Source organism: Arthrobacter sp. HMWF013 (assembly GCF_003061105.1).
In the GTDB taxonomy this organism is placed as follows: Bacteria; Actinomycetota; Actinomycetes; order Actinomycetales; family Micrococcaceae; genus Arthrobacter.
The window spans coordinates 1-11,405 of sequence record NZ_QAIQ01000235.1; the positions used below are offsets into that span (position 1 = coordinate 1).

The 11,405-nt window shown below is 60.2% G+C and carries 8 protein-coding genes; 3 read left to right on the top strand and 5 right to left on the bottom strand.

Features of this window, described 5'->3' with window-relative positions; all coding sequences use genetic code 11:
• The coding region (locus tag DBR22_RS09580) for an MFS transporter (protein ID WP_108598823.1) at positions 1–1,055 on the top strand (1,055 nt) is incomplete at its 5' end.
• A 219-nt stretch (positions 1,056–1,274) separates the two neighbouring features.
• Here the strand turns inward: DBR22_RS09580 and DBR22_RS09585 are convergent.
• From DBR22_RS09585 to DBR22_RS09605, 5 genes are all read right to left on the bottom strand, one after another.
• Positions 1,275–1,517, bottom strand: coding sequence for a hypothetical protein (locus tag DBR22_RS09585; RefSeq protein ID WP_108598824.1), 243 nt, complete (start codon positions 1,515–1,517; stop codon positions 1,275–1,277).
• 153 nt (positions 1,518–1,670) lie between these two features.
• The gene (locus DBR22_RS09590) at positions 1,671–4,097 is read right to left on the bottom strand and encodes a glycoside hydrolase family 31 protein (RefSeq protein ID WP_219928100.1); all 2,427 of its coding nucleotides are present in this window, start codon (positions 4,095–4,097) and stop codon (positions 1,671–1,673) included.
• A 37-nt stretch (positions 4,098–4,134) separates the two neighbouring features.
• A complete protein-coding gene (locus DBR22_RS09595; RefSeq protein ID WP_108598825.1) occupies positions 4,135–4,953 on the bottom strand; it encodes a carbohydrate ABC transporter permease in 819 nt (272 codons plus the stop codon).
• A gap of 3 nt (positions 4,954–4,956) precedes the next feature.
• Entirely contained in the window at positions 4,957–5,907 is a 951-nt protein-coding gene (locus DBR22_RS09600) for a carbohydrate ABC transporter permease (protein ID WP_108598826.1), read from the bottom strand.
• A gap of 60 nt (positions 5,908–5,967) precedes the next feature.
• Positions 5,968–7,338, bottom strand: coding sequence for an ABC transporter substrate-binding protein (locus DBR22_RS09605; protein WP_108598827.1), 1,371 nt, complete (start codon positions 7,336–7,338; stop codon positions 5,968–5,970).
• Positions 7,339–7,518: 180 nt separating this feature from the next.
• Between DBR22_RS09605 and DBR22_RS09610 the strand changes: the two genes are divergently transcribed.
• The gene (locus DBR22_RS09610; protein WP_108598828.1) at positions 7,519–8,556 is read left to right on the top strand and encodes a LacI family DNA-binding transcriptional regulator; all 1,038 of its coding nucleotides are present in this window, start codon (positions 7,519–7,521) and stop codon (positions 8,554–8,556) included.
• 243 nt (positions 8,557–8,799) lie between these two features.
• Positions 8,800–11,280: a discoidin domain-containing protein gene (locus DBR22_RS09615; protein ID WP_108598829.1), complete on the top strand. Its 2,481-nt coding sequence runs from the start codon at positions 8,800–8,802 to the stop codon at positions 11,278–11,280.
• The last annotated feature ends 125 nt before the right edge of the window (positions 11,281–11,405 follow it).

Genomic DNA, 11,405 nt, shown 5'->3' on the forward strand with positions numbered 1-11,405 from the left:
TCGCACTGCGGCTCCTCGCCTGCGTGGGCCTCGGGGTCGTCATGCCCGTCTCGATGACGATGGTCGCTGACTGGGTTCCCGCCGCCCGCCGCGCCCAAATGGTTGCTCTCACTTTCCTTGGCGGCTCGGGTGGCTCCATTGTGGGCGCTTACCTGGCCGCCGCCCTCATCCCGTCGTTCGGCTGGCAGACGATGGTCGTCGTGGCCGGACTGGTTCCGCTTCTGATCATTCCCTTCTACGCAGCCTTCGTACCGGAGCCGCCCGCCATCCTGATCAAGCAAGGGCGGCCCGCCGCCAAGTTGGAGCGCGCGCTTTCTGTCATCGCAGCGGACGCCGACAATGTGGACAGGACCGTCTTCACGTCGGAAAAGGCCGCACGCCAGAATGTATTCGCGGTTGTGTTCTCAAAGATGCTCGTGATCTCCACCTTGCTGATCTGGGTGCTCACCCTTGTCTCGCAGGGCATCTTGCAGCTGGTGCTCCAATATGCTCCGATTCTTCTCCAGCAGCCTGAACCGGGCCCGGGCCTGACCACCGCAGAGAGTGGACTGGTCGTAGCCATGGTGGGGTGGGGCGGCATCATCGGGGTGGTGCTCTTCTCGTTCGTCCTCAAGCGGTTCAATCGGTTCTACACGGGCGCCTTCGCCGCGGTTCTGGCAATCACCGGTTTCTGCGTCATAGCATTTGGCAGCTTCGATACGCCGACCCTGATGGTCGTCATGCTGCTGGCTGGTATGGGGATCGCGTCGCTTCCGGCGATAACGGGCGCGGTGACCGCCGTCGCATATCCAGCTGAGGCCCGTGCAACAGGTACTGGCACAGCACTCGTCTGGGGCCGGGTGGGCGGCATGCTCAGCGGTGCTACGGGAGGGATACTCATCGCCCTGGGTTTCACGCTACAGTCGATTTTCGCCGTGCTGACGGTGCCCACCGCTATTGCACTCGCCGCATTCCTCGGACTGCGGGCCGACTCACGCCGACGCGCCCGGCTTTCGCAGAACGACTCCCAGCGGCGGGTGGAAACTCCGGCCGCACCACAAGGGGCGTCAAAGTAAGGAGTGCAGTCGCATCGTCATCCTTCGGAGAATGGCGTGCGCCTGCGCTTCTCTTCGGTACGGCTGCCTGGTCCGCCGTCCCGATGTGCGCACCGGGGCGGCGGACTTGAGGATGTTGGCAGGTTCCCAGACGCACTGGAGGTGCGCGGCGAGTTAATCGCCCACAGGCGTCGTTCCCCCAACCTCGGTTCCCCGATCCAGCGCAGGCCGGGCGGTGTTTTACGCGTGGTCTTGGCGGACGAGTCCGTAGGGGACCGTTGGGTGGGCACGAACGATGTAGCGGCCGGTCCCGATGCGGGTGACCATTATCCCGGTACCGTGATGGACTGCGGCTTTCATGGTTTGATCGATGGCTTCTTCCAAGGCCCGGTCCAGTTCTGCAGCACTTTTGACGTTCACTTCCAGCATCCCGGGCTCTTGGAAATCAGGGGTGGCTACCTCGGTTGCTCCTGCTCTGCTCATTGATGCTTCCTTCGTAGTTGCTGCGATGCGCTTTGCACACCAGCTTCGTTTGGCGCCCCTGCTCAGGCAGAGCTACGTCTTCGGTGGCCTGATCTTCGAAACCGGCCAGAAGCCTGCCGGGCTTCTGGCCGGTCAATCTGTCTGCGATTTCGGTTAGTCCACGGCGTCGGCTAGCAACAGTTCGAGAATGGAGCCCAGGAGATTTGGTTGGAGGTCCATGGATTGCAGGTCGCTGACAAGGACCGGGATTTTTCGGGCGGAACTGACTTTGGCAAAGATGCTTTCCTTCGTGGCGAAGTCGATTTGCGCGTCAGCGAGCCTTTCAAAGATCCGCCTGACGGCATCGTTGCGGCCCATTCTCATTCCGCTGTCGACCCTGATGGTCAGCCCGGAGGTCACCGGGATGTCGCCTACCCTGATGGTGGTCGTGTTGGTTTCGGCGTTGTACGTACTGGCGGCCCTCAGTTCTTCTCCCCCTGTTGTGGCCTCGAAAGCCATCGCGGCTTCAAATCCAATAAAGGTCAGATCGAAGTTTCGGGTGGCCGGGATGTGGGCGAGGTCCCCTGTGGCTGGTCCTACCGTGAATGTGCCAGTGTTCCAGTCAAGGCGCATGGGTGTCCGCGCTGGAGTGCTGTGGGCGTCGTCGTTATCTTCGATAAGGTCAAATGTTCCGGAGGCTCCGGCGAAGATGCGGATTTCGAGTTTGTGCGGGTTCGGCGTCCCGTTTTCGATTTCGGTGTGGTGGGTGAGCGGGACTATTGCTCCTGCTTTGGCCAGCACAGGGATTTGATGCATTGGGCGGTAAAGGTAAATGCTTCGATCACCCTGATAGATAAGTCCTGTGAAGAGGTCAATCCAGGTCCCTTCCGGCAACCATGCCTTTGCCCGGCCAAGGTGGAGTTTGGGGTCTGAAGGGGTGGTGATGGGTGCAGCGATCATCTCTGTGCCGAAGAGGTACTGATTGGGCACGCTGTAAGCGGCTTGTTCTTCGGGATACTGATAGTACATCGGCTCGATCAGTGGCAGGCCCTGATGGCTGGCCCGGTGGTTCATGGTGTGCAGGTACGGGACCAGGCGGTGTCGCAGCCGGAGGAAGTCGGTCATGATTTCCGCAGCTGCTGCCGGGTATTTCCAGGGCTCTTTACCCGTGAAGGGGCTGGAGCTGCTGTGCAGGCGCATGACGGGCGAGAAAACGCCGAATTGGGTCCAGCGGACGGCGAGTTCGTCGTCTTTATACCCGCCCATGTGCCCGCCGATGTCGTGGCTCCACCAGCCGTAGCCGATATTTGAGGCGGTGGCAGTGAAGTAGGGCTGGAAGTCCAAGGATTCCCACGTGACGATGGTGTCCCCGGAGAAGCCGATGGGGTATCGGTGGCTTCCCGGTCCGGCGTACCGGGAGAACGTCAGTGGCTTCTTTCCTTCCTTTCCGCTGTCCAGGAAATGCAGGTGGTTCAGGATCCAGAGGGGGTCCATCCCTGAAATCTTTGAGTGGCTGCCTGATTGCCAGTCCAGCCACCAGAAGTCAACGCCACTCCGTTCCAGGGGGTGGTGGATGTGTTCGAAATAGGCGGCGAGGAAAGCCGGATCGGTGACGTCGAAGAGAACAGGATCCTCGGTGGCCGGATCGATGCCAAGGTCCCGGGCGACGGCGGCGTAGGCATCCTCATGGGCGCGAAGGCCTTCTGCGGGGTGGACGTTGAGTGTCAGCCGGAGGCCGTTGTGGTGCAGCCATACTATGAACTCGTCCGGGTCGGGAAAGAGGTCCTGGTTCCAGGTGTAGCCAGTCCATCCGCTGCCGTATTTGGGGTCGATATCCACCAGGTGCCAGTCCATGTCCAGGACTGCCACGGAGAAGGGGATGCCCTCGGCCGCGAAGCGTTCGATCAGTGCCTTGTATCCCTCGGCAGTGTACTGGTGGTAACGGCTCCACCAATTTCCGAGGGTAAACCTTGGCAGCAGCGGGGTGCGGCCGGAGAGGCGGTAGAAATCCTGGAGGCAGCCGCGGTAGTCCCGGCCGTATCCGAAGAAGTACAGGTCGGTACTTTCGGGTGTTCTTGGAGCAAACCAGCCATTGTCCTCAATCAGCAGCGAGGCGCTGTCGTCAAGAGTGGAGTAGCCATTGCGGGACATCAGCCCGGCCTCGAGGGCGATGGCTCCGTCCGCTTCGTCGAGGGTGCGGGCCGTGCCGCCGAGGTTTTCGCCGGCTTCGGAGTATCTCCACAGGCTGTGGTAAGCGCTGAGGTTGCCTTTGACCTGAACGGTGAGACCGTTAGGCGAGAAGGGTTCCTTGTTGTAGCTCAGATGCAGGTGCTCTGTGATGATCTGCAGGTGATGGTCATCGTCCAGAACGCGGAAGGAAGGGGTGTCGAAGTTCCTGTTCAGGGCCAGCTGGGAAGGCCTGTCTTCGAAGATCCCGGTGCTGCTGTATTCCATCCGGATCATCCGTGAGGTCAGGACGGTGAATCTGTACCTGGCACCGAGGACTGTCTGGGCAAGTGACGGAACGGGCGCGGTCTCGAGTCGGAGATGCTCGGACAGGGCGGCGGAGTCCAGCCGCAGCTGGGGGGTAGTTAGGGTCATGATCTTTCCTGGAATGGTGGAGGGAACGACGTGCGGGCTATTTCACGGCTGCGCTGGCGACGCCGGCGACGAATCGCCGCTGGAACAAGATGTAGACAACGATCACCGGCAGGACGGAGATTGTGGTGGCCGCGAAGAGTCCGCCGTAGTCGGTTCCGTACTGCCCGGCGAACGTGGTGAGTCCGACGGCGAGGACCTGGTTCGCGTTGTCGCTGATCATCAGGTAGGGCCAGAGGTAGTCGTCCCATACCCAGAGGAACTGGAAGATGGCCAGGGCCGCGATGGAGTTGACAGACATTGGCAGGACGATCCGGTGAAAGATACGGATTTCCGATGCGCCATCGATTCGGGCCGCTTCCAGTACCTCGTCCGGGACGGCGTGCATGTTTTGCCTCATCATGAAGATGCCGAATCCGCTGATGGCGGCGGGGATGATGAGAGACAGGTAGTTGTCCTGCAGCCCTGCGTCAACAAACATGGTGTAGCGGGGAATGATGGTCACGGCCCAAGGAATCATCATGGTGCCGACCGTAAACCCGAACAGCAGGCCACGGCCGCGGAATTGGTACTTGGCGATCACAAAACCGGCCAGGGCAGAGGTATATATGGCGATCGCGGTGATGACGACTGCCAGGAAGACGGAGTTGCCAAACAGGCGGATGAAATCAAACTTTTCTTCAATAGCCAGAAAGTTTTCCAGCGTCCATGAGGCGGGCAGGAAGGTCTGCTCGGGTGCGTTGATCTCTTTGTTGGACTTGAAAGCGGACAGCACCATCCATACAAACGGGAAGACAGTTGCCAGGCCAAGGATGGCCAGGACCGCGGTAAGGAGGCCCGAGGCGATGCGGGTACGCATGATCTACCCTTCCAGAGAGTTCTTCCGGCCCACCGAGAGCCGGAAGGAGATGAGTGTGAGCAGGGCAGTGACGATCAGCAGGACGAAGGCAGCTGCCGAGGCGTAGCCGAAGTCGTACTTCACGAAAGCCTTGTCGTAGATGAGGTAGGAGATCAGCTGCGTGGCAGTGCCCGGGCCGCCCTTCGTGAGCACCAGGACCTGAACGAACGCCTGCAGGTAGGAAATGATAGAGGTAATGACCACAAAAACGGTCATCGGGGCAAGCAGCGGAAAGGTGATCCGCCAGAACCGCTGCCAGGCGCCGGCCCCGTCCACGGAGGCTGCCTCCAGGGCATCCTCCGGCACGGAGTGGAGGCCGGCCAGGAACAGGATGACGGCGTAGCCGAAGTCCTTCCAGATGGTCATTGCCATGATGGAGGGAAGCGCCAGCTGCGGGTCGTAGAGCCAGTTCAGGTCCAGCCCTAAAAAGGTGTTGATCGCTCCGGTTTGCGGGTTGTACATCATCTGCCACACGTAAGCCACCGCCACCAGGGGTGTGACTGTCGGCATGTAAAAGATGGTGCGGAAGAACGCCTTCCCGCGGGTCAGTTGGGAAAAAATTGCGACGGCGATGGCCAGTCCGAGTGCGACGCGAAAGAAGATGACGACGGCGGAGAAGAACCCTGTGCGGATCATCGAACCCCAGAAGTCCGGGGATGAAAGAAGGGTCGTGTAGTTTTCCAGCCCGACGAAGTCAAAGGCCCCGTTGAGCGGGTTCCAGTAGTGGAAGGAGCCTACAAAGGCCAAGCCGATCGGGTATGCGGTGAGCAACAGCAACGAACCGGCGACGATGATGATGACCGTATTGCGGAGGGCGCGTTCCCCGGGGTAGGTGCGGACGCGCCGGCGGGTGGATATTCCAGGCGTGCCACCTGGCGGTGCCTTTGAAACGCGGGGGCGTAAGGAAAGTGTCATGGTTGGCTGGTGGTCCCCGACCTGGCGGGGACCACCACTCCCTTCAATCTGGTCAGCCCGCTACCGGGGATTTGGAGCGTAGTGTGCGTAGGTGGGCTCTGCTGACGTGAAGTCTGTCTTTGCCAGGTCAGCGGCGATGGCGGTCTGCGCTCCCGCAATAGCGGTCTCCGGGGCCACACCGTTGTAGATAACGTCCTGCCATGCCTTCGTGATACTGGTCTCGAAGGTTGCCGGCATCGGCCCGGGCCAGATGTAACGGTCCAGGGAACCCATGGCCTTCACGACGGGGTTGGCGGAGATCTCAGCGTCGCCCTCCAGCGGCTTGTACGCCGGAGCAAGTGAGTAGTTCAGCACCAGGTTCTTCATATCGGTCTTGTCGGTCAGGAAGAATTTCATGAAGTCCTGGGCCACAGCCTGCTGGTCTTCACTTGCCCCGTTGTTGATTCCAGGGGTGGATTCCCCGTTGTACCGGTCAAAGGCATACGGCGTCTGTCCGGCATCAGGGATCGGGGTTTGAAAGGTGCCGTAGTCAATCCCGGGGTAGTTCTTCGCGAGCGTGCCGCGCAGATGCCCCCACTCGTAGATCATCGCGCTTTGGCCCTGGCCGAAGCTATCGACCGCCTTCGGACCGAAGTCCTTGGACCCCACTTTGTCTTTGTTGTAGAGATCCAGGAAGTACTGCATGTTCTCCAAGGTCCCCGGGTTGTCCACGGCGGGCGTCTTGGCATCTGCAGATGTTACGTTGTAGCCCTTTTGATACTGCAGGAAGCCGAGGCTGTTGTACGCACTGTTGAAGTTGAAGCCGGCCTGCTTGATCGTCTCGCCATCGCGTTTGGTCAGCTTCTCGGCAACGTCCCGGAACTCATCCCAGGTCTTCGGGGTGTCCTGTTCGGTGAGTCCGGCCTCAGCCCACATTGCCTTGTTGTACCAGATGAGGCCGGTCATCATGCCAAAGTCAACATATTTGACCTTGTCGTCCACGACGTGTCCCGCTGCCCCGCTGTAGTCGGCCTCAAGGTCCTTGGCCTCGATGTCGTAGGGCGCAAGATAAGGGTCCAGCGTTTCATCAAAGGAGTTGTGGATGTTGAAGAGTGCCGGACCCTTCTTTGACTGAAGCTGCAGGGGAAGCTTGGTCCAGTATGCCTCCCACGGCTGGTTTACGGTCTTGATGGTTACGTTGGGGTGAAGCTTCTGGTAGGAATCGGCGAACGCCTGGAACTTGTCCTGCCCGTCCCACAGCCACCACTCCAATTCGATCGGCTTGCCGCCATTGACGAGCTTGTTCGGATCGTACTTCAGGGTTTCGCCCTGAACCGGCAGTCCCGATGGGGCCTTGTCCACCACCGTGCCGCCGCTGCTTCCTGTGCCGCACCCGGTCAGGAGAAGGGCCGCCGCCCCAATTAAGCCAATTGCCCGTGCGAGTTTCATCATGAACCTCCTTGTTCGTCGTCTTCGTATAGGATCTAGTTGAGCGCTAAACCTGAATTTAGTATAGCGATAAACTAGGGTGGCGTGTCAAGGATATTTTTCAGCTATTCCGGAGCGGGCTGTGGCTGCTGAACCGGACACTTGGCGGAAGGGAAGATCTAGGATGGAAGCTGTTCACGCGGCATGGAAGAGGGGGTGCAGGTGATGACGACGCTCAAGGACATTGCCAAAGAGGCCGGGGTAACGGTGATGACGGTATCGAACGTGATCAACGGGAAGTATGACAAGGTTTCCAAGAGCACCGTTGAGACGGTTACGGAGATAGCGCGGAGACTGGATTATGTTCCCAGCGCTACCGCCCGAAGTCTCGTTGCCAAGTCCTCCCGGCTGGTTGGCGTCCTGCTTCCCGCCACCAAGGACGAAGGCATCTTCCTCAGTACACATAACGTGGCGGTGATTGGTGTCATCGAACGGCTACTGAGGGAAAAGGGCTACTACCTGCTCCTTCGCGGCGTCTCCGCGGCGGAAGGAGTCTCGGGAACCCTGCGCTCCTGGAACCTTGACGGCGCCATCTTCATCGGCTTTCTTGACAGTGAAATCCAGCAGATGCGAGCCAGTTTCGATACGCCCCTGGTTGTGCTGGAAAGCTATGCGGCCCACGGCGACTTCATGAACGTGCGCCTTGACGATCGCCGGGGAGGTTATCTGGCCACGCACCATTTGATTCAAAACGGTCACCGGAGCATCGCGTTCGTAGGCACACATAAGTCCGAACGCGGAGTGGACCGGGAGCGTTACGAAGGATACCTGGAGGCGCTCCGGGAGGCCGGAATCACGGGCGACCCAGTGACACTGCTCTCGCATGCGGTCAGCTACTCAAACGGCGTGGAAGCAGGAACGAAGCTTCGCAGGGAACACCCCGAGGTTACGGCGGTCTTCGCTACGGCCGATCAGTTTGCTGTGGGCATCATGGACGGCATTCACTCGCTGGGAGGCACAGTCCCGGATGATCTTTCCGTTGTCGGGTTCGACAATCTGGAAATAGCGGCCACGTCCCGACCCCCGCTGACAACCATCACCCAGGACCTGAATAGAAAAGCCGCGACCGCGGTCGATCTGCTCCTCCAACGCCTGCAGAGCAAAAGGGACCAGCCCGGTGAGACGATTCTTGACGTGGAGCTCGTCGAACGCAAATCCGTACGGAATTTGAAGCCGGCCTGACAAAAACCCGCCCTGGCCGCGGGGCTAATGGTCACATTTCACTGCTCCAAGCCCATTTAGGCATAAGACCAAACAAATCTTGCTGCGGCAGTAAACGTCACGCACCAAAAGACGTTGACCGCTGGCCCGGCATTCAGGTATAACGTTAAATGTACTTCGGCCGCTGTGAATTCCCGGCCGTCTTATTTGCTGATTTGCGGGGCTTCAAAGGATCCGGTCAGCCCATCACAAGGAGAAACTACGATGACGTGGAACATGCGCAAGGCGGTGCCTGCAGCGCTGCTTACAGCCCTCCTGGCAGCCGGTACAGCCCAAACCGGGGTGCAGCCCGCCCTGGCCCAGGGCAAAGGACAAACCAGCCAGGAAGGCGTCCAGGGGGCTGGCGCCAACGTTCCCTTCATGGAATACCAGGCCGAAGGGGCGGCTACGAACGGGACGGTCATTGGCCCGGACCGTGCATACGGCACGATCGCGGCGGAGTCCGTCGGCCGTAGCGCGGTCAGGCTCGAGGGCAGCGGACAGTTTGTGGAATTTACATTGGAGAAGGCAGCCAATGCCCTGAACCTGCGGTACAGCATTCCCGACTCTGCCGACGGCCACGGCCTGGATGCCACCCTGGGAGTCCACATCAACGGTAAGCCCACAACGTCGCTGACCCTCACCTCGCGATACTCATGGTTCTACGGCCAGTTCCCCTGGACAAACAACCCGGCGGACGGTGGCCGCCGGCACATGTATGACGACAGCCGCATCATGTTCGGGTCAACCCTTCCGGCGGGAACGAAGGTCAGGCTGCAGGTCGGCGAAGCGGACAACGCACCCTGGTACGTCATCGACGTCGCAGACTTCGAGAACGTCGCAGGACCCTCGGCAGCCCCGGAGAACTCACTCTCAGTCCTTGACTACGGCGCCGACCCGACCGGAAAACGGGATTCCTCTGACGCGATCCAGGCAGCCATTGACGCAGCCTCAGGGACCGGCCGGACACTGTGGATACCGGAAGGAACCTTCACGGTCACCCGCCACCTGATCGTTGACAACGTCACCGTTAAAGGGGCGGGTCCCTGGTACAGCATGCTCCACGGCGACGGCGTCGGCGTCTACGGGAAATACGCTCCAACCCCCAGCGCCAACGTGCACCTTTCGGACTTCGCCATTTTCGGTGAAGTCAAAAACCGGGACGACAATGCCGCGCTCAATGCCATAGGCGGCGCGCTGGCCGACTCCACGGTCGACAACATCTGGATGCAGCACACCAAAGTCGGCGTCTGGGTCACAGGGCCGTTCACCAACCTGCAGATGTCCCGGCTCCGCATTCTGGACCAGACCGCCGATGGCGTGAATTTCCATCAGGGCGTCACCAACTCATCCGTCACAGATTCCTATATCCGAAACACTGGCGACGATGGGCTGGCCATGTGGTCGCAAAATCACGCAGACGTGAACAACACCTTCAGCCGCAACACCGTGAAAGTACCAGTACTGGCGAACAACATCGCTATCTACGGCGGCAGCGACATCAAGGTCACCAAGAACCTCGTGACGGACACCCTCACCCAAGGCGGCGGCATCCAGATCGCCAACAGATTTGGCGCCGTCCCCCTCGCGGGCACCACCACGGTCGAAGGTAACGAACTGCTCCGGACCGGATCCCTGGACCTGTTCTCACACATCGGCAATGGCGCACTATGGTTTTGGGCCGGCGACGGGGCCATGTCCGGAACCGTCAATGTCCGGAACAACACCATCACCGACAGCTCCTACGAAGCCATCCACTTCTACGGGAACCCCATCACCGGCGTCACCTTCGACAACAACACCATCAATAAGACCGGGACCTTCGCCTTCCAGCTGAATACCTCCGGGGCCGCAATAGTCCGCGGCACAACAGCCACAGGGCTCGGAGCAACAGGGATCTACGACTGCAATTCCGGCTTCACCCTCACAGATGAGAAGAAAAACGCAGGCTGGTCCGAAACCAGCTGCGGCTACCCTGCCCCCGGACCACTGAAGCTGAGCGCGGTGAACCTGGAATTCAGCCGCCAAGTACTGGGCACCACCAGTGAGCCGCAGATCGTCACCATCACTAACGACGGCACAACTGCCCAGCCCATCGCATCCATCACTGCAACCGGAACCTTCAACATCACCGACACGTGCGGCACTGAACTGGCAGCCGGAGACTCCTGCACCGCTTCAGTTTCCTTCGCACCCACCAAAGGCGGGGAGAAAAGCGGAGCCCTGACCATTTCCGACGGGTCCCCTGCCGGCCGCTACCAGTCCTACCTCAAGGGCCTCCCCCAAGGCACCGACGGAAACCTCGCCGCCTACCGACCAGCCACAGCAACCAGCGAAAACAGCTGCTGCACGGCTGGAGGCGCAACTGATTCCAACCCCGACACGTATTGGGAAAGCGCCAGCAACGCCTTCCCACAGTCACTGTCCGTGGACCTCGAAGAAGCAGTACAGGTCTCGAGGGCAGTCCTCAAGACAAACAGCGCATGGGGCGGCCGCACCCAGACCTTCGAACTTCTCGCAAGCAACGACGGAGTCACTTACACGACCATCATCCCGTCGGCTGACTATGTGTTCGAACCGGCCTTGAACAACAATGCTGTCAGCATCGACTTGCCGGCGAACACCCAGTACCGCTTCCTCCAGGTAACAGTCACCGGCAACACCGGCTGGCCCGCTGCCCAGATCGCAGAGTTCGAAGCTTACTAACAGCAAACCCCAGGCTGCGGGGAAACCGGCGCCTCCCATTTGCCCGCAATCTGGCAGATGGGAGGCCCGGGGGCTTAAGCCCAAACGCGTCCGGTGACACAGAAGGAAGAGCCACAGCACCTGCA